This is a genomic window from Lysobacter sp. CCNWLW3 (genome assembly GCF_036697405.1).
In the GTDB taxonomy this organism is placed as follows: domain Bacteria; phylum Pseudomonadota; class Gammaproteobacteria; order Xanthomonadales; family Xanthomonadaceae; genus Lysobacter.
Window position 1 is genome coordinate 95,785 of the sequence record NZ_JBAHWA010000006.1, and the last position, 25,374, is coordinate 121,158.

Annotated in this window: 20 protein-coding genes; 12 read left to right on the top strand and 8 right to left on the bottom strand. The window is 70.4% G+C overall.

Annotated features, from left to right (window positions below; translation table 11 throughout):
* The first annotated feature begins 8 nt into the window (after positions 1-8).
* From V1318_RS12085 to folE, 6 genes are all read left to right on the top strand, one after another.
* A complete protein-coding gene (locus V1318_RS12085; protein WP_332939927.1) occupies positions 9-746 on the top strand; it encodes an SDR family oxidoreductase in 738 nt (245 codons plus the stop codon).
* Positions 740-2,206 (top strand): efflux transporter outer membrane subunit, encoded by a 1,467-nt coding sequence (locus V1318_RS12090; RefSeq protein ID WP_332939928.1) that lies wholly within the window; start codon positions 740-742, stop codon positions 2,204-2,206. Before V1318_RS12085 ends, V1318_RS12090 begins: the two co-directional genes overlap by 7 nt.
* Before the next feature lie 328 nt (positions 2,207-2,534).
* The gene (locus V1318_RS12095; protein WP_332939929.1) at positions 2,535-3,725 is read left to right on the top strand and encodes a 7TM-DISM domain-containing protein; all 1,191 of its coding nucleotides are present in this window, start codon (positions 2,535-2,537) and stop codon (positions 3,723-3,725) included.
* 50 nt (positions 3,726-3,775) lie between these two features.
* Positions 3,776-4,951: a 7TM-DISM domain-containing protein gene (locus V1318_RS12100; protein WP_332939930.1), complete on the top strand. Its 1,176-nt coding sequence runs from the start codon at positions 3,776-3,778 to the stop codon at positions 4,949-4,951.
* A 56-nt stretch (positions 4,952-5,007) separates the two neighbouring features.
* A complete protein-coding gene (locus V1318_RS12105; protein ID WP_332939931.1) occupies positions 5,008-6,723 on the top strand; it encodes a diguanylate cyclase in 1,716 nt (571 codons plus the stop codon).
* Positions 6,724-6,810: 87 nt separating this feature from the next.
* A complete protein-coding gene (folE, locus tag V1318_RS12110) occupies positions 6,811-7,404 on the top strand; it encodes a GTP cyclohydrolase I FolE (RefSeq protein WP_332939932.1) in 594 nt (197 codons plus the stop codon).
* Positions 7,405-7,654: 250 nt separating this feature from the next.
* Here folE and V1318_RS12115 read toward each other — a convergent pair whose 3' ends face one another.
* Together V1318_RS12115 and gltB are read right to left on the bottom strand one after the other, a co-directional pair.
* Positions 7,655-9,145, bottom strand: coding sequence for an FAD-dependent oxidoreductase (locus V1318_RS12115; protein WP_332939933.1), 1,491 nt, complete (start codon positions 9,143-9,145; stop codon positions 7,655-7,657).
* A gap of 280 nt (positions 9,146-9,425) precedes the next feature.
* On the bottom strand, positions 9,426-13,883 hold the full coding sequence (gltB, locus tag V1318_RS12120) for a glutamate synthase large subunit (RefSeq protein WP_332939934.1): 4,458 nt from the start codon (positions 13,881-13,883) through the stop codon (positions 9,426-9,428).
* A 396-nt stretch (positions 13,884-14,279) separates the two neighbouring features.
* Here gltB and V1318_RS12125 point away from each other — a divergent pair, with 396 nt between their 5' ends.
* Both V1318_RS12125 and V1318_RS12130 read left to right on the top strand, forming a co-directional pair.
* A complete protein-coding gene (locus tag V1318_RS12125; protein WP_332939935.1) occupies positions 14,280-15,536 on the top strand; it encodes a TCR/Tet family MFS transporter in 1,257 nt (418 codons plus the stop codon).
* Positions 15,537-15,604: 68 nt separating this feature from the next.
* Positions 15,605-15,838: a hypothetical protein gene (locus tag V1318_RS12130; RefSeq protein ID WP_332939936.1), complete on the top strand. Its 234-nt coding sequence runs from the start codon at positions 15,605-15,607 to the stop codon at positions 15,836-15,838.
* 181 nt (positions 15,839-16,019) lie between these two features.
* Here V1318_RS12130 and V1318_RS12135 read toward each other — a convergent pair whose 3' ends face one another.
* The 6 genes from V1318_RS12135 to V1318_RS12160 all read right to left on the bottom strand — a co-directional run bounded on the left by V1318_RS12135 (position 16,020) and on the right by V1318_RS12160 (position 21,050).
* Positions 16,020-16,457: a barstar family protein gene (locus V1318_RS12135; RefSeq protein ID WP_332939937.1), complete on the bottom strand. Its 438-nt coding sequence runs from the start codon at positions 16,455-16,457 to the stop codon at positions 16,020-16,022.
* Positions 16,454-16,888 (bottom strand): ribonuclease domain-containing protein, encoded by a 435-nt coding sequence (locus tag V1318_RS12140; protein ID WP_332939938.1) that lies wholly within the window; start codon positions 16,886-16,888, stop codon positions 16,454-16,456. The genes V1318_RS12135 and V1318_RS12140 overlap by 4 nt, the downstream gene beginning before the upstream one ends.
* Positions 16,889-16,946: 58 nt before the next feature.
* Positions 16,947-17,267: an I78 family peptidase inhibitor gene (locus tag V1318_RS12145; RefSeq protein ID WP_332939939.1), complete on the bottom strand. Its 321-nt coding sequence runs from the start codon at positions 17,265-17,267 to the stop codon at positions 16,947-16,949.
* 105 nt (positions 17,268-17,372) lie between these two features.
* Entirely contained in the window at positions 17,373-17,669 is a 297-nt protein-coding gene (locus tag V1318_RS12150; RefSeq protein ID WP_332939940.1) for an I78 family peptidase inhibitor, read from the bottom strand.
* A 70-nt stretch (positions 17,670-17,739) separates the two neighbouring features.
* Positions 17,740-18,621 (bottom strand): ribonuclease H-like domain-containing protein, encoded by an 882-nt coding sequence (locus V1318_RS12155; protein WP_332939941.1) that lies wholly within the window; start codon positions 18,619-18,621, stop codon positions 17,740-17,742.
* Positions 18,618-21,050 (bottom strand): DEAD/DEAH box helicase, encoded by a 2,433-nt coding sequence (locus V1318_RS12160; protein WP_332939942.1) that lies wholly within the window; start codon positions 21,048-21,050, stop codon positions 18,618-18,620. The genes V1318_RS12155 and V1318_RS12160 overlap by 4 nt, the downstream gene beginning before the upstream one ends.
* A 160-nt stretch (positions 21,051-21,210) precedes the next feature.
* On the opposite strand from V1318_RS12160, the gene V1318_RS12165 reads away from it, so the two are divergent.
* The 4 genes from V1318_RS12165 (at position 21,211) to V1318_RS12180 (ending at position 25,297) form a co-directional block, all read left to right on the top strand.
* A complete protein-coding gene (locus V1318_RS12165) occupies positions 21,211-22,890 on the top strand; it encodes an NAD(P)/FAD-dependent oxidoreductase (protein ID WP_332939943.1) in 1,680 nt (559 codons plus the stop codon).
* A gap of 18 nt (positions 22,891-22,908) precedes the next feature.
* The gene (locus V1318_RS12170; RefSeq protein WP_332939944.1) at positions 22,909-23,547 is read left to right on the top strand and encodes a DUF938 domain-containing protein; all 639 of its coding nucleotides are present in this window, start codon (positions 22,909-22,911) and stop codon (positions 23,545-23,547) included.
* A gap of 154 nt (positions 23,548-23,701) precedes the next feature.
* Positions 23,702-23,953: a helix-turn-helix transcriptional regulator gene (locus tag V1318_RS12175; RefSeq protein WP_332939945.1), complete on the top strand. Its 252-nt coding sequence runs from the start codon at positions 23,702-23,704 to the stop codon at positions 23,951-23,953.
* Positions 23,954-23,956: 3 nt separating this feature from the next.
* The gene (locus tag V1318_RS12180) at positions 23,957-25,297 is read left to right on the top strand and encodes a type II toxin-antitoxin system HipA family toxin (protein WP_332939946.1); all 1,341 of its coding nucleotides are present in this window, start codon (positions 23,957-23,959) and stop codon (positions 25,295-25,297) included.
* The last annotated feature ends 77 nt before the right edge of the window (positions 25,298-25,374 follow it).

Genomic DNA, 25,374 nt, shown 5'->3' on the forward strand with positions numbered 1-25,374 from the left:
ATTCCCCCATGGCTAATCCACACGCTTCCAAGATCGCGCTGGTCACCGGCGCCACCCGCGGCATCGGCTTCGAGACCGTGCGCCAGCTCGCCGGCGAAGGCGTGCACGTGCTGCTGGCCGGCCGCGATCGCGGCAAGGCGGTCGAGGCCGCGCTGCAACTGCAGGCCGAAGGTCTGCCGGTCGAGGCGATCTCGCTGGACGTGACCAGCGACAGCAGCATCGCCGCGGCCGCCGAGGAAGTCGCGGCCAAGCACGGCCGTCTCGACATCCTGGTCAACAACGCCGGCGTGTTCCGCGACGACGGCCAGCTCAAGCCTTCCCAGCAGAGCCTGGACATCTGGCTGGAGACCTTCAACACCAACCTGTTCGGTCTGGTCGCGACCACCCAGGCTTTCCTGCCGCTGCTGCACAAGGCCCCGGCCGCGCGCATCGTCAACGTGTCCAGCATCCTGGGCTCGATCGCGCTGCACCAGGATCCGGCTTCGCCGATCTATCACTACAAGGTGCCGGCCTACAACGTCTCCAAGACCGCGGTGAACGCCTGGACCGCGCATCTGGCCTACGAACTGCGCGACACCCCGCACAAGGTCAACACCCTGCACCCCGGCTCGGTGAAGACCGACATGAACGCCAACGGCGACATGAGCATTCCCGATGGCGCGCGCACCAGCGTGCGTCTGGCCCTGATCGACGAAGCCGGCCCCAACGGCGGCTACTTCCACCTTGAGGAATCCCTGCCATGGTGATCCGTACCCTGGCGCTCGGCGTCGCCGCGGCGCTGCTGAGCGCGTGCGCGGTCGGCCCCGACTACGTGCGCCCGACCCTGGCCACGCCGGAGAACTTCGCCCGCGCCGGCGAAACCGCCGCCATCGTGATGGCGCAGGCCCCGGCCGAAACCGCCAGCCCGGAGGCCGACGTCGAGTTCTGGCGCGGCTTCAACGATCCGATGCTGACCCAGCTGGTCGACGATGCGCTGGCCGCCAACCACGACCTGCGCATCGCCCTGTCGCGCTACGACCGCGCCAATGCCCTGTTGCGCGGCGCCAAGTTCGACCGCTTCCCGACCCTGACCGCCAGCGCCAACGCCCAGGACGCGCGTTCCAGCAGCGACCAGATGCCCGGCACGGCCGCCTCCGGCCGCGACAACGAAAGCTACAGCGCCGGCGTCAACGCCAGTTGGGAACTCGACCTGTGGGGCCGCGTGCGCCGCAACATCGAGGCCCAGCGCGCCGATACCTGGGCCACCGCGGCCGACCTGCAGGCCCTGCAGGTCACCATCGTGGGCGAGGTCGCCAGCGGCTACGTCGAACTGCGCGGCCTGCAGGAGCGCCTGCGCGTGGCGCGGGTCAACGCCGACAACCAGCGCGAGACCCTGCGCCTGGTCGACGCCCGCTTCAGCGCCGGCCGCGGCACCGAGTTCGACACCTCGCGCGCTCGCGCCCAGCTCGAAGCCACCCTGTCGCGGGTGCCGGCGCTGGAAGCCCAGGTCGCGGTCGCCATGCATCGCCTGGCGGTGCTGACCGGCCGCACGCCCGACGCCCTGATCGCCCAGCTCGAGCCGCAGCAGGCGCTGCCCTCGCTGCCGGCGCTGCTGGACGCGGGCACCCCGGGCGACCTGCTGCGCCGCCGTCCCGACGTCGCCGCCGCCGAGCACCGCCTGCACGCGTCCACCGCGCGCATCGGCGTGGCCACCGCCGACTTGTTCCCGCGCTTCACCCTGGGCGGGCTGATCGGCAGCCAGGCGATCGACAGCAGCGCGTTGTTCGAACGCGCCAGCGAAACCCGCCTGGTCGCGCTCGGCATCGACTGGTCGTTCCTGGACATCGGCCGCGTGCGTGCGCGCATCGCCGCCAGCGATGCCGACGCCGCCGGCGAACTCGCGCGCTATCAGCAGACCGTGCTGCTGGCGCTGGAGGACACCGAGAACGCGCTGGTGCGTTACGGCCGCGCGCGCGTCGAGGACGGCCATCTGGAACGCGCCGCGATCGACAGCGCCAAGGCCGCGCAGCTGGCGCGCGTGCGCTACGAGGCCGGCGCGGCCGATCTGTTCGAAGTGCTGGACGCCGAGCGCACCCAGCTGCAGGCCCAGGACGCCTTCGCCGACGGCCGCACCCGCAGCGTCACCGGTGCGGTCGCGCTGTACAAGGCGCTGGCCGGCGGCTGGTCCTCGCGCGTCCCCGTGCGCGAGGACGTGGCCGCGCGCTGAGTCGAGGTTTTGCGGCGGCCGGCCCGGCCGCCGCACGGCCCGCCTCCTGGTGGCGGGCCGATTTTGTGTGCCATGCGCGGGTGACGGCTGCGGCCGGAGCTGCGTGAGCAGGATGCGCCGCGGCGCGGATTCCGATCCGCGCACGGCGCCGGTTTCGAACGATGCGGCGCCGTCCACGGCGCGCCGCGTCTCTTTCTCGCCGGCGGGTCGGCGAGCGGCGCAGGTCCCTCCCCCTCGCATGCGCCGCTGTCGCCCCGTCGGTTTCTTTTCGTCCCGCGCCGCACAGGCGCTAGACTCCCCGTCGCGGTCGCACGAGGGATTCGGAAGCATGCGCAGGACGGGGAAATGGGCGGGGTTCGCGCTGTGGTTCGCGCTGGCCTGGGTATTCGCCGCCCCCGCCGCCGCGCAGACGCTCACGGTGGAATGGCTGCGGGTCGAGGGCGCGCAGAAGTCGATGCCCGACGCGGCGCCGGTGCAGGCGCGATGGACCAGTGCGAACCCCGAAGCGCCGGCGCGCCTGGAGTTGCCGCGGCACCGCGGCGGCCATTGGCTGCGCCTGCGCATCGACGCCGATATCGCCCGCAGCGAACAGCGCGTCATAGGCGTACAGGGCGCGCGCGTCTATGGATTGATCGGCTACTACCTGCCCGGATCCGACCGCCTGACCCTACCCAGCCTGGTGCGAGGGAACGAGTCCCTGCTGCTGCGCCCCGGCTGGGCCCTGCCTCTGCCCGCTGGATGGAAACGCGGCGAAACGGCCTACATCCGCATACAAGGCGAAATTCCGGTCGCGCTGAGCGTGAACCTGTCGACCCGCGCCGAGTTCGCGCGCCAACGCGAGGGCGCGCGCCGCTTCGCCATCGCCGCCTACGCCGCCCTGCTGCTGATGACCTTGGTCGTGGCCGGCCTGTGGGTGATGTCGCGCGAGGCGGTGTACCTGTACTACATCGGCTATCTGGTCTGCATTTCGGCGTACATGCTGATGATGTCGAACTGGCTGGAGATACCCGAGCATTGGGCCAGCCAGGGCGCGCGCCGCGAAGCCATCCCCTGGTTCATGGCGACCATGACCACCGTGTTCCAGCTCGCCTTCACCGTGCGCTTCCTCGATTTGCCGCGGCTGTTGCCGCGCGCCGCGCGCGCGCTGCACGCGATCGTGTGGGCGAATCTGGCGTGGCTGGCGGTGCTGGCGTTCGCCTATCGGGCCACCAAGCACTACTGGTACCTGGGCGGCAACGGCTTGCTGTTGCTGGCCATCCCGATCCTCGTCTACGCCGCGATCGCGGCCTGGCGGCGCGGCGCCGAATACGCCGGCTACTACCTGCTGGGCTGGACGCCACTGATGATCTTCGCCGGCCTGATCGCCGCCAAGACCTTCGGCATCGGCAGCTTCGGCTGGGACGAACACGGTCTGGTGCTGGCGGTGGTGCTGGAATCGGGCGTGCTGATGATGGCGCTGACCCAGCGCGCGGCCGCGCGCCACCGGCGCGCGCTGTCGGCGAGGGCAGCGCGAGCGTGAGTCGTTAGACTCTGCGTACACGGGTGCTGGGATCGGCTATGCGAAGGAACGTGAACGCTGCACGGATCGCGATTCTGATCGTGCTGGCCGGTCTGTTCGCGCTCGCGGCCCCCGCGCAGACGTTGACGGTCGAACGTCTGGACGCCGACGGCTGGGCGCGGCCGGACACGGCGAACGTGATCCGGCGCTGGACCGCCGTCAATCCCGAGGCATCGGTGCGCGTGGATCTGCCGCGCGACCCGCACGGGCATTGGCTGCGTTTCCGCGTCGATCGCGACGTCGCCGAAGCCAGCCGGCGCGTCATCGTGCTGCGCAGCGCGCGCGCCTACGGCGCCGTCGGCTATTACCCGCCCGGCTCGGCGCGGATATCGCTGATCGGCTATGTGCGCGACGACGGGCCCCAGCTGCTGCGACGCGGCTGGGCGCTGCCGCTGGAGGCGGACTGGAAGGCCGGCGTACCGGCCTACGGACACTTCAACGAGCGCCACGGTACGACGCTGAACGTCGGCCTGGCGGATCGCGACGAACTGATGCGCGAGCTGGAGAGCGACCGCCGCTTCGCCATCGTCGTCTATGCCCTGATGCTGGCGATGACCCTGGTGGTGGCCGGCTACTGGGCGGTCTCGCGCGATCCGGTGTACCTGTACTACTGCGGCTACATGATCTGCCTGTCCGTCTACCTGTTGATGATGACGGCCTGGATCAAGCTGCCCGTGGAGTGGCTGGGGTCGGCGGCGCAGCGCGACGGCGCGCCCTGGTTCGTCGCCACCCTGACCACGATGTTCCAGCTGTGCTTCACCGTGCGTTTCCTCGAACTGCCGCGCCTGTTGCCGCGCGCGGCGACCGCGCTGCGCGCGATCGTGTGGGCCAACGCGATCGCGCTGGTGGTGCTGGTGCTGGCCTTCGACTACGTCTACCAGTACTGGTTCATGGTGGGCAACGGCCTGCTGTTGCTGGCGATTCCCATCATCGTCTACGCCGCGATCGCGGCCTGGCGGCGCGGCGCCCAGTACGCGGGCTACTACCTGATCGGTTGGACGCCGCTGCTGCTGTTCGCCGGTCTTCTCGCCGCCAAGACCTTCGGCTTCGGCGATTCCTATCTGACCGAGCGCGGATTGCTGCTGGCGGTGGTGCTGGAAGCCGGCGTGTTGATGATCGCCCTGACCCAGCTCGCCGCCGACCGGCGGCGGCGGATGGCGCCGCGGCGGCCGGGGGATCGCGGCTGAGGTTTTCGCGCCGGCACCAAGCGGCCGCGGCCGCCCGCAGACGTTAGACTCCTCCCATGTCGTGGGGGAATCGAGGGGTGCGCCGGGTCTGGGGCAGCGCGTGGCTGGCGCTGACGTTCGCGCTCGCCTGCACCTTCAGCGCGCCGCTGGCGGCGCAGGCCTTGAAGGCCGAACTGCTGCTGACCGAGGGCGAACTCGACGGGCCGCCGGCCTCGGCGCCGGTGACCGCGCGCGCCATCGCCGAGAAGCCCGGCGAACTGGTCTACCTGACCATGCCGCGCCGCGAGGCCGGTTACTGGATTCGCCTGACCACCGACCAGGACATCGCCGCCAGCGAAAGCCAGCTGCTGGTGCTGCGCGGCGCGCGCGCGCGCGGGCCGGTCACCTATTACCCGCCAGGGGCGCCGCCGCGCATCGTCAACGACGCCGAGAACGGCGGCCCGGTGCTGCTGCGGCGCGGCTGGGTGCTGCCCTTGCCCAACGGCTGGACCCGCGGCGACGTCGCCTATCTGCGCGTGGGCGGCAACACCGCCGAGGCCTTGAGCCTGCGCCTGGCGACCGTGCCCGAGCTGGCCCGCCAGGAGCGCGGCGACTCGCGTTTCATGGTCGCCGCCTTCACCGCGATGATGCTGATGGCGGTGGCGATGATCGCGATCTGGTACGCCTTCCGCGACCTGGTCTACATGGCCTATGGCGCCTACCTGGCCTGCGCGGCGATCTACTTGCTGCTGGTGTCCGGCGATGCGGCCGAAATGTGGGGCCTGGCCGGCCTGGCCAGCGGCCGCCTGACCGTGACCTGGACCCTGGCCACGCTGGCGACGATCTTCCAGCTCGGTTTCAGCCTGCGCTTCCTGGAGTTGCCGCGCCTGCTGCCGCGCCTGGCGCTGCTGGTGCGCGCGGTGCAGTGGGCCAACATCCTGTGGCTGGCGGTGCTGCTGGCGCTGCGCGAGCGCGTGCACGATTTCTGGTACATCGGCGGCAACGCCCTGTTGCTGGTCGGCATACCGCTGATGTTCTCCGCCGCGATCATGGCCTGGCGGCGCGGCGCGCCCTACGCGGGCTACTACCTGCTGGGCTGGACGCCGCTGCTGCTGTTCGTCGGCGTGCTCGCGGCCTATCCCTTCGGCGTCGGCCGCGCCGAATGGGCCGACCGCGGGCTGGCGCTGGCGGCGGTGCTGGAATCGGGCGTGCTGGCGCTGGCCCTGAGCCAGCACGCGGCCAACCGCCACCGCCTGTCCCTGCTCGCGCGCCAGTCCGGCGATCGCGATCCGCTCACCGGCACCCTCAACGCCTCCGCGCTGCGCCTGCTGCTGGAAACCTGGTCGGCGCCGGGCAGCCTGGGGCTCAAACACCACGGCCTGCTGCTGCTGGATCTGGACGGCTTCGGCGAGATCAACGCCCGCTATGGCCGCGCGATCGGCGACGCCCTGCTGCAACAGGCGCTGGCGCGCATCCGCGGCGTGCTGCGCCCGGACGACACCATCGCCCGCATGGGCGGCGACAGTTTCGCGGTGGTCGCCGAATGCGAGCGCGTGGACTGCGAACTGCTGGGCCGGCGCCTGGCCGACGCCTTCGGCCAGCGGCCGTTCCGCATCGACGGCCACGAGATCGCGGTCAGCGCCAGCGTCGGCCTGGCGATGGCGCAGCGCGGCGAGCCGGTGCAGAGCCTGCTCGATCGCGCCGAGCAGGCCCTGCTCGGCGCCCGCAGCGCCGGCCGCAACACGGTCGGGGTGGCGCCGGCGGCGGCGCTGTCGGCGCCGGAAGCGGGCTGAGCCCGGACCGAACGCGGAACACTGTGTGTTTCCGAAGCCCGAGCGCAGTGGAGTAGGATGCCCATCCCCCATTGCTGAGGCCGCGTCATGGCCGACGACAAGAACAAGCCGACCCGCGAGCAGGCCGAGGCGGCCGTGCGCACCCTGCTGGGTTGGGCCGGCGAAGACCCCGCCCGCGAGGGCCTGCTCGACACGCCCAAGCGCGTGGTCGAGGCCTACAGCGACTGGTTCAGCGGCTACGACGACGACCCGCGCGAGTACCTGGCGCGTACCTTCGAGGAAGTCGCCGGTTACGACGAGCTGATCGTGCTGCGCGACATCGAGTTCGAAAGCCATTGTGAGCACCACATGGCGCCGATCATCGGCAAGGCCCACGTCGGTTATTTGCCCAACGGCAAGGTCGTGGGCATCAGCAAGCTCGCACGCGTGGTCGAAACCTACGCGCGCCGCTTCCAGGTCCAGGAAAAGATGACCGCGCAGATCGCGCAGTCGATCCAGGACGTGCTGCAGCCGCTGGGCGTGGGCGTGGTGATCGAAGGCGCGCACGAGTGCATGACCACCCGCGGCGTGCACAAGCGCGGCGTCAGCATGATCACCTCGAAGATGCTCGGCACCTTCCGCGAGGACGCGCGCACGCGCGCCGAGTTCCTGCGCTTCATCGACGTGGGACCGGGGCGGTAAGGCGGGGAGGAGCAAATCCCCCCTAGCCCCCCTGGAACAACGAGGCGCGTCGTGTGCCGGCAATGGGCGCGCTCGACGAACCCAGGCGCGTCGCTCCCAGAAGCGATGACCTGCATAGGTCCATGATCCAACCGAAGGATCCCCCCTATGAAAAAGGGTGAAGCGGCGTGCTTACGAACCGCAGGTTCGTGCGCCGCTGAACGCCGGCAGGCGGTGCCTGCCGGCCGGGCGGGCCAGGGGGGATTTGCTCTTAGCCCTTCGAACCCGAACGCAACAGGTCCACGATCCCCGCCGCCGCCTCGCGCCCCTCGTAGGCCGCCGTCACCACCAGGTCCGCGCCGCGCACGCCGTCGCCGCCGGCGAACACGCGCGGGTGGGTGGTCTGGAACGGGCGCGTCGCCGCCACGGCGGCGCCGCGCGACTTGCAGCCGCCCTTGTTCGGCACCCGGATGCGGCCGTCGTTCTCCAGCTCGATGCCGTGCGCGGCCAGCCAGGCCGGCGGATCGGGCTGGAAGCCGAACGCGATCACCACCACGTCCGCGTCCAGCACCGACTCGCTGCCGGGCACGATCTCGGCGCGCTGGCGCCCGCGCGCATCCGGCGCGCCCAGCACGGTCTCGGCCACGCGCACGCCGGCCACCCGCTCTTCGCCCAGCAGCGCCAGCGGCTGGCGGTTGAACAGGAAGCGCACGCCTTCCTCGCGCGCGTTGGCGACCTCGCGCGCCGAGCCGGGCATGTTGGCCTCGTCGCGGCGGTACACGCAGCTGACCTCGGCCGCGCCCAGGCGCACCGCGCTGCGCACGCAGTCCATGCCGGTGTCGCCGCCGCCCAGCACGACCACGCGCTTGCCGCGCAGGTCGGGCAGTTCGATATGGTCTTCCCAGCCCGCGATCGCGCGGCCTTCGGTCATCGCCGCGCCCTGCACCAGGCGCCCGTTCTGGACCAGGAACGGCAGCGCCGGCAACACGTTGGCCAGGTCCTGCCCCGGCAGGCCGCCGTCGGTGTAGCGGTAGCTGCCCAGGCCCAGGAACACCGCGTCGAAGTCGCTCAGCAAGCTGTCGAAGGCGACATCGCGGCCGATCTCGACGCCGAGCCGGAACTCCACGCCCATGCCTTCCAGCACCTCGCGCCGGGTCGCGATCACCGACTTCTCCAGCTTGAAGCTGGGAATGCCGAAGTGCAGCAGGCCGCCGATGGCTTCGTAGCGGTCGAACACCACCGCGTCGATGCCGGCGCGCGCCAGGCGGTCGGCGCAGGCCAGGCCGGCCGGTCCGGCGCCGACCACGGCCGCGCGCTTGCCCAGGCGCTGCACGGCCGACAGGTCCGGGCGCCAGCCGCCGCTGAGCGCCTTGTCGACGATGTACTTCTCGACCGCGCCGATGGTGACCGCGCCGAAGCCGTCGTTGAGGGTGCAGCTGCCTTCGCACAGACGGTCTTGCGGACACACCCGGCCGCAGATCTCGGGCAGCGGATTGGTTTCGTGGCACAGCGCCGCGGCTTCGTCGACGCGGCCCTCGCGCGCCAGCTCCAGCCAGTTCGGAATGTAGTTGTGCAGCGGGCAGGCCCAGCCGCAGTAGGGGTTGCCGCAGTCCAGGCAGCGCCCGGCCTGCTTCTTGGCCTCGGCCTCGCCGAAGCGGCCGTACAACTCGCCCCAGTCGCCGTTCTGGCGCAGGGCCAGCGGAATCCGCGCCGGCATCTCGCGCGGCGCCTCGCGGAATTGGAACACCTGCTTCTTGCTCATTGCGCTCGTCCCCGCTGGCGGCGTTGTCGCTGGCTGGCCGGGGCATTCGCGCTCAGAGCAAATCCCCCCCGGCCCGCCCGGCCGGCAGGCACCGCCTGCCGGCGTTCAGCGGCGCACGAACCTGCGGTTCGTAAGCACGCCGCTTCACCCTTTTTCAAAGGGGGGAGACGTACCGGTTTGTAGGGCGACCTACGGATCTCAGACGCAATCGTTCTTGCTGTTCCCCCCTTTGAAAAAGGGGGGCAGGGGGGATTTGCTCTTGCCACGAAAGCGATCGAATTCATGCCGCGCTCCGCAATGTCTCGGCCAGCGATTCCAGGCTCGCCGCCTTGGGCTTCACCAGCCAGAACTTGCCCATGTAGTCGCGCATCTCGTCCAGGATCCGGCGCGCCCACACGCTGCCGGTGAGTTCGGCATGCGTTTCCAGCAGGTCGCGCAGGTGCGAGCGATGGTGCTCGAAGCCATCGGCGGAGATGCGCAGGATGTCGATCAGCTCGTGGTTGTAGCGGTCGACGAAATCGCGCTCGGTGTCCAGCACGTAGGCCATGCCGCCGGTGAAGCCGGCGCCGAAGTTCAAACCGGTGCGGCCCAGCACCGCGACCACGCCGCCGGTCATGTACTCGCAGCAGTGGTCGCCGGCGCCTTCCACCACCGCGGTCGCGCCGGAGTTGCGCACGCCGAAGCGTTCGCCGGCGCGGCCGGCCGCGTACAGCTCGCCGCCGGTGGCGCCGTACAAACAGGTGTTGCCCAGGATCGGCGTTTCGTGGGCGACGTAGCGCGCGCCGGCGGGCGGGCGCAGCACGATGCGGCCGCCGGCCATGCCCTTGCCGACGTAGTCGTTGGCTTCGCCTTCGAGCTCGAAACGCAGGCCGCCGGCCTGGAAGGCGCCGAAGCTCTGGCCGGCGGTACCGGTGAAGCGCAGGTCCAGCGGCGCATCGCTCATGCCGCGGTCGCCGTGCGCGCGCGCGATGCGGCCGGACAGGCGCGCGCCGATGCTGCGGTCGGTGTTGCGGATCGCATAGGCGAATTGGCCGCCGCGCTTGTCGGCGATCACCTGCGCGAGTTCGGTTTCCAGCTGCGCGGCCAGTCCTTCGGGTTCGACCGGCGGCGCCGGCATGCCGCAATGGCCGCCATGGCTGAGGCCGGAGCCGGCCAGCAGCGGCGCCAGGTCCAGGCGCTGCTGGCGCGCGCTGTCGCCGTCGATCTGCTGCAGCAGGTCGGTGCGGCCGACGATCTCGCCCAGCGTGCGCACGCCCAGCGTCGCCAGCCACTGCCGCACTTCCTCGGCCAGCAGGCGGAAGAAGTTCTCCACGCGCTCGGGTAGGCCGGTGAAATGCTCGCGGCGCAGCTTGTCGTCCTGGGTGGCCACGCCGGTGGCGCAGTTGTTGAGGTGGCAGATGCGCAGGTACTTGCAGCCCAGCGCGATCATCGGCGCGGTGCCGAAGCCGAAACTCTCCGCGCCCAGCAGCGCGGCCTTGACCACGTCCAGCCCGCTCTTCAGGCCGCCATCGGTTTGAAGTATCACCCGTTCGCGCAGGTCGTTGGCGACCAGGGCCTGGCGCGCCTCGGCCAGGCCCAGTTCCCAGGGCGTGCCGGCGTAGCGGATCGACGACAGCGGGCTGGCGCCGGTGCCGCCGTCGTGGCCGGACACGGTGATCAGGTCGGCGCCGGCCTTGGCCACGCCGGTGGCGATGGTGCCCACGCCCGCGTGCGAGACCAGCTTGACCGAGATCAGCGCCTGCGGATTGACCTGGCGCAGGTCGTGGATCAGCTGCGCGAGGTCTTCGATCGAATAGATGTCGTGGTGCGGCGGCGGCGAGATCAGGCCGATGCCGGGCATGGCGAAACGCAGCCGCGCGATCAGCTCGTTGACCTTATGGCCGGGCAGCTGGCCGCCTTCGCCGGGCTTGGCGCCCTGGGCGATCTTGATCTGCAGCACCTCGGCGTTGACCAGATACTCCGGGGTCACGCCGAAGCGGCCCGAGGCGATCTGCTTGATCTTGGAGACCTTGTCGCTGCGGTAGCGCGCCGGGTCTTCGCCGCCTTCGCCGGAATTCGAACGCCCGCCCAGCCGGTTCATCGCGATCGCCAGCGCTTCGTGCGCCTCCGGCGACAGCGCGCCCAAGCTCATCGCCGCCGAATCGAAGCGCTTGACGATCGCCGACACCGGTTCGACTTCGTCGATGTCGATCGGGGTCACGCTTTCGCGGCGCAGTTCCAGCAGATCGCGCAGCGCCGCGGTCGGGCGTTCGTTGACCGCTTCGGCGTAGGACTGCCAGTCGGCCCAGTCGCCGCTGCCGACCGCGCGCTGCAGGCGCGTGACCACGTCGGGATTGAACAGGTGGTATTCGCCGCCGGGCACGTAGCGCAGCAGGCCGCCGATCTCGGGCAGTCGGTTGGCGTCCCAACCCTGTTCGGCCAGGTGCGCGGCATCGGCCTGCAGCTCGGCGAAACCGGCGCCGCCGATGCGCGAGGGCGCGCCGTCGAAGCACAGCTCCACCACTTCGCGGTCCAGACCGATGATCTCGAACAGCTGCGCGCCGCGGTAGCTGCCGATGGTGGCGATGCCCATCTTGGAGATGATCTTGAGCAGGCCCTTCTTGATCCCGCGCCGGTAGCTGCGGCCGATCTGCGCGACTTCGGCGTGCTTGGTCTTGAGGATGCCGCGCACGCCCAGGTCGTGCAGGGTCTGGTAGGCCAGGTAGGGATAGACCGCGGTCGCGCCGAAGCCGAGCAGGCAGGCGAAGTGGTGCGGGTCGCGCGCGGTGCCGGTCTCGACGATCAGGTTGGATTCGCAGCGCAGGCCGGTGCGCACCAGGTGCTGGTGGACCGCGCCGGTGGCGAGCAGGGCGTGCAGCATCAGCGCGTCGCGGCGCGGGCGGCGGTCGCTCAGGATCAGCAGCACCACGCCTTCGCGCGCGGCCGCCTCGGCCTCGGCGCAGACCCGGTGCAGGGCCGCCTTCAGGCCTTCGGCCGGATCGAAGTTGAGGTCGATGAAGCGATGCGAAGTGTCGAACGGCGCCAACGCCAGCAGCTGACGCAGCTTGCGCTGCGCCAGCACCGGCGAGTTGAGATGGATGTGGCCGACGTTGCCGGGGCCGTCGACGAAGACGTTGCCCTCGCGGCCCAGCTGCACCGCCAGCGACATCACGCAATCCTCGCGCAAGGGGTCGATCGGCGGGTTGGTGACCTGGGCGAAGGCCTGGCGGAAGTGGTCGTACAGCGGCCGCACCTGCTGCGACAGCACCGCCATCGGCACGTCGTCGCCCATCGAGCCGGTGGCTTCCTGCTCGGTCTCGGCGAGCGGGCGCAGCACCTGCTCGCGTTCCTCGCGGCTGAGCTGGAACAGCTTCTGGAAGCCGGCCAGGGTGTCCGGATCGAAAGGCTCGGCGGCCAAGTTGGGATCGATCAGCTCGCTATGCAGGTAGGTCATGCCCTGCTTGAGCCAGCGCTTGTACGGCGCGCGCGCGCGGTTGATGCGGTCGATCGCCTCGGAGTCGAGCAGCTCGCCCTGATAGAGGTCGGCGGCGATCATCTCGCCCGGGCCGAGCTTGCCCTTGGCCTCGATCTCGCTGGCCGGCAGTTCCCACACGCCGGCTTCGGAGGCGATCAGGAAGTGGCGGTCGCGCGAGCGCAGCCAGCGCGCCGGGCGCAGGCCGTTGCGGTCCAGGGTGCAGGCGGCGTAGCGGCCGTCGCAAGTGACGATGCCGGCCGGGCCGTCCCAGGGTTCGGTGTTGAGCGCGTAGTACTCGTAGAACGCGGCCAGGTCGGCGTCCTTGTATTCCAGCGACTGGGTCGCCGGCGGAATCAGGATGCGCATGGCCTTGAGCAGGTCCATGCCGCCGGCCTGCAGCACCTCCAGCATGTTGTCCAGGCTCTGCGAGTCCGAGCCGTCGGTGCTGACCACCTGGTCGAATTCGCGCAGGTCCAGGGTCGGCGTGCGCCAGGCATGCGCGCGCGCCTGCGCCCAGGCGCGGTTGCCGGCGATGGTGTTGATCTCGCCGTTGTGGGCGAGCAGGCGGAACGGCTGCGCCAGCGGCCAGCGCGGCGTGGTGTTGGTGGAGAAGCGCTGGTGGAACACCACCGCGCTGGCGACCAGGTCCTCGCGTTGCAGGTCCGGGTACAGCTGGGTCAGCCGGTCGGGCAGGACCATGCCCTTGTAGCCGATGCTGGCCGAGGACAGGCTGACCACGTAGAAGTCCTTGATCGCGCGCAGGCGCTGCTCGGCGCGGCGGCGGGCCAGGAACAGCGAGCGCTGGAAGCCGGCCGGATCGAACGGGCTGGCGGCTTCGACGAACACCTGTTCGATGCGCGGCATGGTCCGGCGCGCGAGTTCGCCGCAGGCGCTGATATCGAACGGCACGATGCGCCAGCCGGCCAGGCGCAGGTTCTCGTGCTCCAGGGTTTCGGTGAGGACCGCGCGCGCCTGCGCGGCTTCGGCTTCGTCGTGCGGCAGGAACACCAAGCCGGCGCAGTAGTGCGCGCCCAGGGCGATGCCGCTTTCGCGCGCGAGCGTGCGCAGGAAACTGTCGGGGTGGCGGATCAGCAGGCCGCAGCCGTCGCCGCTGAGGCCGTCGGCGGCGATGCCGCCGCGGTGGGTCATGCGCGCCAGCGCTTCCAGCGCGCGATCGACCAGCGCGCGGCTGGGGCGGTCGTCGAGCTGCGCGATCAGGCCGAAGCCGCAGCTGTCCCGCTCGTCGCCAGGGTCGTACAGCATCGCTTGCTGGTTGGCTTGCATCGCATCTCCGCAAAGGCGCTCGGGGAACATGCCGGCAAGGCATGTTGGGAACACGGATGGATCGCTTGCTCGCTGCACGCGCGGGCAGACCTGCCAAGGGCGCGGGACATGTCCCGTACCAGCGTGTCGTGACCGAGCGTGATTCGAATAAATCACAATTTGTGCGCTGCGGCAATTCGTTCCCGCGCGCGCTCCGGCGCGTTTGTCACGGGGGCCCGTACAGCGTGCGCTACGGCGCTGGCGCGGCGTTCGCAAGTGACTGATCGCAATCGTGAAATCCGTCGCGAGACGGGCAATTAGTAACGTCGGAAACCATCCCCGCGCGCGCTCCGGCACGGGTCGCGGCGGAGCGCGCGCGCTAGACTGCGCCATCGCTTCCGCTTCGACGCCCCCCACGTGACCGCATCCGTTCCCGGCGCGCGCCGCGCCGCGCTCGTTTTCATTTTCATTACCGTGCTGATCGACGTGTTGTCGTTCGGCCTGATCATTCCGGTGCTGCCGCGGCTGATCAAGGAATTCGCCGGTGGCGACACCGAACACGCGGCCTATTGGATCGCGGTGTTCGGCACCTTGTTCGCCGCCATCCAGTTCGTGTGCGCGCCGATCCAGGGCTCGTTGTCGGACCGTTACGGCCGGCGTCCGGTGATCCTGTTGTCCTGCCTGGGTCTGGGCCTGGATTTCATCTTCATGGCCCTGGCCAACACCCTGCCCTGGCTGCTGGTCGGGCGGGTGATCTCGGGCATCACCTCGGCCAGCTTCAGCACCGCCAACGCCTACATCGCCGACGTCACCGCGCCGGAAGAGCGCGCCAAGAGCTACGGCATGATCGGCGCGGCCTTCGGCCTGGGTTTCATCGTCGGTCCGGTGATCGGCGGCCAGCTCGGCCATTTCGACGTGCGCCTGCCGTTCTGGTTCGCCGCCGGCCTGGCGCTGCTGAACTTCCTGTACGGCCTGTTCGTGCTGCCCGAATCCCTGCCGCCGGAAAAGCGCAGCGCGAAGTTCGATTGGTCGCACGCCAATCCGATCGGCTCGCTGGTCCTGCTCAAGCGCTATCCGCAGGTGTTCGGCCTGGCCGCGGTGGTGTTCATCGCCAACCTCGCCCACTACGTCTATCCCAGCGTGTTCGTGCTGTTCGCCGACTACCAGTACGGCTGGAAGGAGCGCGAGGTGGGCTACGTGCTGGGCGTGGTCGGCGTGCTCAGCGTGATCGTCAACGTGGTCCTGATCGGGCGCGCGGTGAAGGCTTTCGGCGAGCGCCGCACGCTGTTGCTGGGGCTGGGCTGCGGTGCGCTCGGTTTCATGATCTACGGCTTCGCCGATGCGGGCTGGATGTTCCTGGTCGGCCTGCCGATCAGCGCACTGTGGGCGATGGCCGCGCCGGCGACCCAGGCCCTGATCACGCGCCAGGTCGGCGCGGACGTGCAGGGCCGCATCCAGGGCGCGCTGATGAGCCTGATCAGCCTGGCCGGCATCGTCGGCCCGACCCTGTTCGCGGGCAGCTTCGGCTACTTCGTCGGCGCCTCCACGCCGGTGCATCTGCCCGGCGTGCCCTGGTTCATCGCTTCTTCGTTGCTGGTGCTGGGCGTGCTGATCGCCTGGCGCTTCGCGCGCACCCGCAACCTGCCTTCGGCCGTGGCCGCCGAGACGGCCTGACCGACGGGCCTTGCCGCGGCGCCCGCCGCTGCGGCAAGGTCGAGCTTCGCCCTCGTCACGGAGCCGCCATGTCCACGCCCGCCCGCTTGTCCTTGCTCGCGCCGCTGCTGTTGCTGGGCGCCTGCGCCAGCTCGCCCGACTACCTGGACACCAATGCCGCGGTCGACGCGCGTCCGGAATGCACCAGCCAGCCCGACCGCCCCGGCGAACCGGTGCCGGCCTGGTGCGAGCGCAAGCAGGAAGTGCGTTGGAGCGACAAGGAAGACAAGATCGATCTCAAGGGCGAGGACAAGGACGATTAAGCGCCGTTGAGGCAGTCGCGCGGGTGTTGGTGGGCGCCGCTGCGTCATGAGGATGGCGATGGTGCGGTGCGCCTTCGGCTTACCGCACCCTACACCCTACGGTGCTCGTGGTGTTCGCATCGTCGTTGGGCGCAGGGTGCGGTGATAACCGCACCATCGAACGGCCGACCCTGGCCGCGGCCTACGGCGCAATCGCATCCAAGCGGTCGCTGGGCATCGGGAACAAAGCCCAGAACGGCTTGCGCGCTTCGGCCCATTGCGCCGAGGCTTCGTTGAGGATGTCGAGCAGGGTCGCGGCGTCGTCGCCGGCCTGGGCCTGCCAATCCTGGGCGCGCTCCAACAGCAGCAGATAACCGGCCGCCGGCAGCCAGGACAGGTCTTCCAGGCTGTCGGCCAGCGCGTCCCAGTTGTGTCCGAACCAGTCCGGAAAATTCAGCGCCGCCGCCACGCGCCTGAGCAGCTCGGCCTTGTCGCCGCAGCCGTCCAGGTCGATGCGCGCGACCGCGAACTCCAGCGCCGCGCCGGCCGCGGCCAGGGCCTGGGTATCGGCCGCGTCGACGAAGTAGGCGCCGGCCTGGGCCGGATCGGCGAGCAGCTCGCGCAGTTCCGCCGCCCTCATGGCCGCGCCCCGCTGGGATCGAAGCGGCGGAAGCTGCGGTAGTGGTCGTCGCTGTAGTAGTACTCGCTGGGCGGGTCGCCGCCGGTGACGATGCGGCGCGCGCCGCGGTCGTCCGAGCCCGGGGTCTCGACCGTGTACTCGCGGTAGTAACCGCGCGGCCGGCCGGGCAGGCGGCGTTCGCGGTTCTGGAAGATGCTGCCGTCCTGGCGATACGGGTGGGGGCCGCCGCGCGCGATGCGCGCCAGCACCTCGTCGGCCTCGGCCGGCAGGAAACTCGTATCGGGACTGGGCGCGGCCTGCGGCGCGGACGAGGCTGCAGGCGCCGAACGCGAGGAGGCGTCGGGCACGACGGGCAGGGGCGCCTGGCGCTGCGACCACAGCCACAGGCCGAGCAGGACGATGGCGGCGATCAGCCAGGGCGCGCGACGCATGCGGAACTCCGAAAGGGGCGTCCCGAGTCTAGCGCGCGCCGGCGCCCGCGCGCGGGGCTCAGCCGCAGCGCAGATCGATGATGACGTTCTTCTCGTCGACGTCGACGTTGAGCCGGCCTTCCATGTATTCCATGGTCACCATCTGGCCGGGCTTGAGCACGCGCGCGGCGGAGGCGCCGGCCTCGGTGCGCGCGCGCTCGACCACGTCGGCGCTGGCGACCTTGCCCAGCGCCGCGGCCTTGGCGGCATCGGCGTTGCAGCTCATGACTTCCGGCGGCAGGGGGCGCGACATTTGCGGCGGATTGGCCTGGCTGGCGCAAGCGGCGAGGGCGGCCACGGCGAGGGCGCCGGCGACGAGCGCGATACGGGGTGAGGACATGGCGGAACTCCGGTTCGTGGGGCGCGCTCAGGCTGCGCGCCCCTGGCTGTGCCGGAGATTAACCCGCCGCCGCGGGTCCACGTTTCGAAACTGTGCGCGGACGCCTCAGCCGCAACGCAGGCCGGTGATCGCGCCGCGGTCGTTGACGTCGATATTGATGCGGTCGGGGCGGTAGTCCATGGTCGCGCCCATGCCGGGCTTGAGCACGCGTGCGTCGCGGCTGCCGGTGTCGCGCAGGATGCGGTTGGTGGTGTCGTCGTCGATGCCGCGGCCGATCGCCCAGCGCGCGCCCTCGGCGTTGCACTGGCCGCTGGGCGGGACCGCGGCGCCGGGCGGCGGCGGTGCGGTGGCGCAGGCGGACAAGGACAGCAGCAGCAAGGCAGGCAGGACGAGGCGCGACATGGCACGGCTCCGCAGGAATGGAAGCGCGCAGCCTGCGGCGCGCCGCGTGTGCGCGGCATGAAGGCGTGCGCTAGTGCGGGCTCGCGGCTTCGGCCTCGACCAGGCGCTGCATCAGCCGCGCCAGGGTGACCACGTCCTGGTGGTTGTGGGCGGCCACGCGGCGCAGCAGTCCGGCGCCGCCGCCACGCAGGTACTGCAGCCATGCGGCCGGCGCCTGCGAGCCGGGCAGGTCGTCCTCGCGCACGATCCGCAGCAACTCGCGTTCCACCGTCGCCAGGCGGCAGTTCTCCCAAGTGCCGCGGTAGCGGCGCCGGGTCGGGAACAGCAGATCGACGTGGTCCAGCGCCTGCAGCGGATCCTCGATGCGGGCCAGGCGATAGCGCGTCTTCAGCAGCGGGGCGTCGTAGCAGCGGCCGTTGTAGCTGGACAGCACGGTGTCCGGCCGCAGCCAGCCGGCGAAGGCGTGCAGCATCGCCGGTTCGGCCGACAGCGAGGCGATCAGCAACTGGCGCACGCGCAGCCCGTCGCCGTGCAGCGGATCGCGGTACCAGTCGGCGGCGCCGATCATGAAGGCGCGGGTGCCGGTGCCGCCGGCCAGGCCGGTGGTCTCGGTATCGAAGAACAGCAGCCGCTGCGGATCGACGCTGTCCTGCGCGCGTTTGGCGAAGGCCAGCGACAGCGCCTGGGTGGGCCGCTCGCAGGGCAGGTGGTGCTGGATCAGGCGCAGGCCGGGCGCGATCTCTTCGCCGGGCAGCGCGCGGTCCAGCGGCGCGCGCGGCGCCGCCCACGGCGCCGGCGCGCGTTCGCGCACGCCGAGCAGGCGGCGCAGCTGTTCCAGGCTGTGTTGCGCGTCCGCCGCCGCGGGCGGCATCGCAACGGGTGCGGGCGGCGGCGCCGAGGTGCCGCGCGCCTGCCGCTGCAGCATGCGCAGTTTCTCGGCGCTCACGCTCATGCCGGCGCGTCCTCGCGCAGCAGGCCCAGCACCTGCCGCGCCAGCGACTTGGGCGTGGCCACGCCTTCGCGCTCATCGGCGGCCAGGGCCGGACCGACGCAGGCCGGGCAGCCGGCCCGGCAGTCGCAGCGTTCCACCAATTCCGCCGCGCGCGCCAGCAGCTCGGCCTGGCGCGTCCACAGCGGTTCGCTCAAGCCCACACCGCCGGGGAAGTTGTCGTACAGATAAACCGTGGGCAGGAACTGCTGCACTTCCAGCAGGGCGACCTCGCCGCCTTCGACGCCGCGCAACTGGCCGCGGCCGTTGCGGTCGGCGGCCGCGAACCAGGCGCCGTCGCCGTTGCCGACCGACTTCTGCAGATCGCGCGCATCGGCCATCACCGCCACCGTCGCGACCACGTGCAGGGCGTGGGCGGCGCCGAGGAAGCCGTCCAGCGCGTCCTGGCGCGAGGCGAAGGCCGAGCGCAGCAGCGCCGGCGGCAGCTGCCACCACACCGCGGTGGTGTGCAGTTCCTGATCGGGCAGGTTGACCGGGCCGTAGCCGATGTTCTCGTGGGTGTAGTAGCGGATCTTCTTGTAGCCGGCCACGCGCCGGATCACGTGGACCTCGCCGTGGTGGCTGTCGCCCAGGCCGGCCGGGCCGCCGTCGAAGCGTTCCAGCACCTTGAGCTTGGTGTAGTCGATGGAGTCGGTGTAGTAGTCGACGTGGGTGCGGGTGACATAGGCCTTGCGCCCGTCCCAGTCCAGCTTCTCGACCTGGTAGGGCGTGGACTGGATCATGTGGATCGCGCCTTCGTACAGGGTCAGCGCGGCGGCCGAGTAATCGACCTCGGCGACGATGGTCTGGCGGCCGTCGCTGCGGTCGACCACGACGAAGTTGCCGTCGGCCACCGAGCGCAGGCTGACCGCGTTGGCCGGGTAGCTGTCGGCGATCCACTCCCAGCGCTCGCCCTCGCGGTGCAGCACCTCGGTTTCCGCCAGCGCCTCCAGATAGACCTGCGGGTCGATCGGGCCATAGGCCTCGCCGACCTGGAACGGCAGCTCGAAGGAGGCGCAGCGGATGTGGTCGAACAGGATCAGCGGCTGGTCGGGCGCGATCCGCGCGTGCTCCGGCGGGCTGTCGGCGAAGAACTCCGGGTGCCGCACCACGTACTGGTCCAGGGGCTGCGAACTGGCGACCAGCACGCCCAGGGCCGGGCGCTGGCGGCGGCCGGCGCGGCCGAAGCGCTGCCAGGTCGCCGCGACCGAGCCCGGATAGCCGTTGAGCACCACCGCGTCCAGGCTGCCGATGTCCACGCCCAGCTCCAGCGCCGAGGTCGAGACGATGCCGTCGACGCGGCCGTCGCGCATCGCGCGCTCGGCCTCGCGGCGCTCGCTGGGCAGGTAGCCGCCGCGGTAGGCGCGGATGCGCGCCGGCTTGCGCGGGTCGTGGTCGAACACGTCCTTGAGGTACTTGGTCAGCACCTCGACCATCAGCCGGGTCTGCGCGAACACCAGGGTCTTGAGCCCGGCCTTGATCGCGATGCGGGCGATGCGGTTGCTCTGCGAACGCGCCGAGGCGCGCAGGCCGAGGTCGGCGTTGACCACCGGCGGGTTCCACAGCAGCACGTGCTTGTCGCCGCTGGGCGCGCCGGAATCGACGATCGCGCGCACCGGCGCCTCGATCAGGGCCTGCGCGTGCGCCTGCGGATTGCCGATGGTGGCCGAGCACAGGATGAACTGCGGATTCACCCCGTAGAACGCGCACACCCGCTTCAGGCGCCGCAGCACGTTGGCGACGTGGCTGCCGAACACGCCGCGGTAGGTGTGGATCTCGTCGATCACCACGTAGCGCAGGTTTTCGAAGAACTGCGCCCACTTGGTGTGATGCGGCAGGATCGCCTGGTGCAGCATGTCCGGGTTGGAGACCACGATGTCGCCGTGCAGGCGGATCGCCTGGCGCGCGTCCCCGGGCGTGTCGCCGTCGAAGGTGAAGGCTTTGACGCCGAGCTCGCCGGCGCGGTTGAGCTCCAGCAGCTCGGCGACCTGGTCCTGGGCCAGGGCCTTGGTCGGGAACAGGTACAGGGCCTTGCTGCCGGCCGTCATCGCCGCCGACAGCACCGGCAGGGTGTAGCACAGCGATTTGCCCGAGGCGGTCGGGGTGACCACGGCGACGTGCTCGCCGGCCTGGCTCGCGGCCCAGGCCTCGGCCTGATGGCTGTACAGGCGTTCGATGCCGCGCGCGCGCAGCGCCGCCTGCAGGGCCGCGGGCACGTCCTCGGGCAGGGGCGCGTAGCGGCCCTCGCGCCCCGGCAGCAGGTAGTGGCCGGTGATGCGGTCGGCGTAGCGGCGGCCCAGCGCCTGCACCAGCGCGGCGCCGTCGCCGCGCGCGCCCTGCGCCGGCACCAGCCCGCGTTCGTCGTCGTCGTGACGCGCCAATGCCTGTGCCATGTCCGCTCCGCTGCTCGAAACCGCGAGTTAAGCCCGCCGCCGTCTCAGCCTGTGAGACGTTCAGCCAGCGCTGCGCAGGCGCCGGGCGCGCCCGTGGCCGGCGCGGCCGCGATGCCGGCCCACGACCCGCTAAAATGCGCCACCGTCCAGGCCCTGGCCCATGCTCCGACTCACCGACATCAAGCTGCCGCTGGACCACGCCGAGTCCGCCCTGGCCGAGGCGATCCTGGCCCGGCTGGGCATCGGCGCCGACGAACTCACCGGCTATACCGTCGCCAAGCGCAGCTACGACGCGCGCCGGCGCGGCGGCATCGTCCTGATCTACACCGTCGACGTGGACACGCCGCGCGCGGCCGAGCTGCTGCGGCGCGCGCAGTCCGAGGCCGCGACCGCGCGAAGCGCCGGCTCGCCGGTCAAGCTGGGCCCGGCCCCGGACACCCGCTACAAGTTCGTCGCGCGCGCCCCGGCCCAGCTGCCGCTGCGTCCGCTGGTGATCGGCATGGGCCCCTGCGGCCTGTTCGCCGCCCTGGTGCTGGCGCAGATGGGCTTCCGCCCGATCGTGCTGGAACGCGGCAAGGCGGTGCGCGAACGCACCGTCGACACCTTCGGCCTATGGCGCAAGAAAGTGCTCAACCCCGAGTCGAACGTGCAGTTCGGCGAGGGCGGCGCCGGCACCTTCTCCGACGGCAAGCTCTACAGCCAGATCAGCGACAAGCAGCACCACGGCCGCAAGGTGCTGACCGAGTTCGTGGCCGCGGGCGCGCCCGAGGAAATCCTCTACGTCAGCAAGCCGCACATCGGCACCTTCCGCCTGGTGTCGATGGTCGAGCACATGCGCGCGACCATCGAGTCCCTGGGCGGCGAGATCCGCTTCTCGCAGCGGGTCGACGACCTGCTGATCGAGACCGACGCCGCCGGCCTGCGCCAGGTGCGCGGCGTGACCATGGCCAGCGGCGAGCAGCTGCGCGCCGATCACGTGGTGATGGCCCTGGGCCACAGCGCGCGCGACACCTTCGCGATGCTGCACCAGCGCGGCGTGTACGTGGAAGCCAAGCCCTTCTCGATCGGCTTCCGCGTCGAGCACCCGCAGTCGCTGATCGATCGCGCGCGCTTCGGTCCGCAGGCCGGGCATCCGATCCTGGGCGCGGCCGACTACAAGCTGGTCCACCACTGCCGCAACGGCCGTTCGGTCTACAGCTTCTGCATGTGCCCGGGCGGCACCGTGGTGGCCGCCGCCAGCGAGCCCGGGCGCGTGGTCACCAACGGCATGAGCCAGTACTCGCGCAACGAGCGCAACGCCAACGCGGCGATCGTGTGCGGGATCACGCCGGAGGACTACGCCGCCTACGGCGAAGGCCCGCTTGCGGGCATCGCCCTGCAGCGGCATTGGGAGGCGCTGGCCTTCGAGCTAGGCGGCGGCGAGTACGAGGCGCCGGCGCAGCTGGTCGGCGATTTCATCGCCGGTCGCGCGTCCAGCACATTCGGCGAAGTGAAACCTTCCTACACGCCCGGGGTGCGCCTGGGCAGCCTGGAGGCTTCGTTGCCCGGTTATGCGATCGAGGCGATCCGCGAGGCGTTGCCGGCCTTCGACAAACAGCTGCGCGGCTTCGCCATGCACGACGCGGTGCTGACCGGCGTGGAAACGCGCACCTCCTCGCCGGTGCGGATCGCCCGCGGCGAAGACGGCCACAGCCTCAACACCCGCGGCCTGTTCCCGGCCGGCGAGGGCGCGGGTTACGCCGGCGGCATCCTCTCGGCGGGCGTGGACGGCATCAAGACCGCTGAGGCGGTGGCGCTGAGCATGGTCGCCGGCCTGGCGCGCGCCGGCGCGAACGCGTGACGTGCGCGGCCTAGGCGCATGATCGACAAGCCGCATTCGCCCTCGTGCGAACGCAACCGCGAACCCATCCTGGCGGTGCTGCGGCGCTACCTGCCGGCGCGCGCGAACGTGCTCGAGATCGGCAGCGGCACCGGCCAGCACGCGGTGCATTTCGCCGCGGCGATGCCGGGCTGGACCTGGCAATGCTCCGATCGCGCCGAGTATCTGCCCGGCATCCGCGCCTGGCTGGACGAGGCCGCCCTGGCCAACACGCCGGCGCCGTTCGAACTGGCCGCGGCGACCGCGCCGGTGCCGGGCTTCGCGCCGCCGCCGCCGATTCCTTCCGATCCGGTCGCGTCGATGTCCGGCTACGACGCCGTCTTCAGCGCCAACACCCTGCACATCATGAGCTGGTCGCAGGTCGAGGCGCTGTTCGCCGGCCTGGCGACGGTGCTGGCCGACGTCGCGACCGTGGCGGTCTACGGCCCGTTCAATTACGCCGGCGCCTACACCAGCGACAGCAACCGCGATTTCGACGTCTGGCTGAAGGCGCGCGATCCGGCGTCGGGCATCCGCGATTTCGAGGCGGTCGATGCGCTGGCGCGAGGGATCGGTTTGGCACCGGTCGCGGACGTGGAGATGCCGGCCAACAACCGCTGCCTGGTCTGGCGGCGCTGAGCACCTGCGCATTACCGCGCACGGGGCAAATTCACAATCTTCAGTTTGTGAATGTAAAAAACAACTTATCCGTTGTTATTTAAAATAACAACTTTTAATTTGTATTTGTGAAATACAACTGATACTATGTGCTCTGAGCCGTAGGAGCACCCTCATGGACTACATCGTGCGGACGGTCGGGCAGCTGGAGCCCTTGCTGAAGGGTTTCCGGAAAGCCAAGAAGTACAGCCAATCCACGTTGGCGAACCGCCTGGGGATCAGCCAGCAGGCGCTTTCGGCCTTGGAGCGCGAACCTGAAAGCGCCAGCTTCTCGCGGCTGCTGCAGGTGCTGGCTGCGTTGGATGTGGAAATTCTGCTGCGCGAACGAAAGCCCAATGGCGATGAAGGCCACCCCGGGAGCTGGTGATCCATGGCCCGCAGGAAGCGCAGCAAGGTCCTCAGCCTGTGGATGAATGGGGAGCGCGTGGGTCACTGGCGAAACGCGCACGGCGACCAGCAGGAATTGCAATACGACCCGGCGTGGCTGCAATCGCCGCGCGCCAGGCCTGTGTCGCTGTCGTTACCGTTCACTCCCGACAACGCGGCGCATCGTGGCGACAAAGTGCGCCACTACTTCGAAAACCTGCTGCCCGACAGCCAGAAGATCCGCGAACGCTTGGCGGCCAAATACGCAGCCGAGTCGCAGCAGGCCTTCGATTTGCTGCACGAGGTCGGCCGGGACTGCGTAGGCGCCTTGCAGCTGATGCCCGAAGACGAGCCTCCGCAACGCGTACGCACCATCCGCGGCCAGCCGCTGGACGAGGCGGAGATCGAGCGCGTGCTCCAGAACGTGGTCCGCTCCGACGGCACCGCGAATCGTGACGAGGACGAGGATCTCCGCATCTCGATCGCCGGCGCTCAGGAAAAGACCGCGCTGCTCTGGCATGAAGGCCGCTGGCAGCGGCCGCTGGGCGCGACGCCCAGTACCCACATCTTCAAACTGCCGCTCGGGCTGGTGGGAAACATGCGCGCTGACCTGCGCGATTCGGTCGAGAACGAGTGGTTGTGCTCGCGCATCGTCCGCGCCTATGGCATTCCGGTCGCCGATTGCGAGATGCGCCGGTTCGGCGATCAGCAGGCACTGGTGGTGGAGCGTTTCGACCGCAGCCTGGCCGCGGACGGTTCCTGGATCGCGCGTATTCCGCAGGAGGATTTCTGCCAGGTGCTGGGGCAGCCCGCCTGGCGCAAGTACGAGGCCGACGGTGGTCCCGGCATATCCGACATCCTGAGAGTGCTGGAAAACTCCACCGAGCGCGATGCCGACCGGCAGGCGTTCTATCGCGCGCAACTGGTGTTCTGGATGCTGGCGGCCACCGATGGTCATGCGAAGAATTTCAGCGTGTTCATTGGTGTGGGCGGCAGTTACCGCATGACGCCGCTGTACGACGTGCTGTCGGCGTGGCCCATCACCGGGGCGAGCGGCGGCAAGATTCCGCACCAGAAACTCAAGCTGGCGATGGCCGTGCGCGGCAAGAGCAATCACTACCGCATCGCCGAAATCCAGCGCCGGCATTGGAATGCGATGGCGCGGTCTACCGGACTTGGCTTGGATTTCGAAGCCGACATCCAGGCTCTGATCGCCAAGACGCCCAACGTCATCGCGCAGGTCGAGGCCGAGCTGCCGGCCAGCTTCCCCGCGCACATCGCCGAGGCGGTGCTCGGCCAGCTGCGCCGATCGGCGGAAAAACTGACGGGTATGCCCGCCACCTGAGCGGTCCTCGCGCCGTTGGCGCCGGCGCAGTGCGGACGGCAGGACACTGGCGGCGCACGCGGTCCAGCCCGTATCGT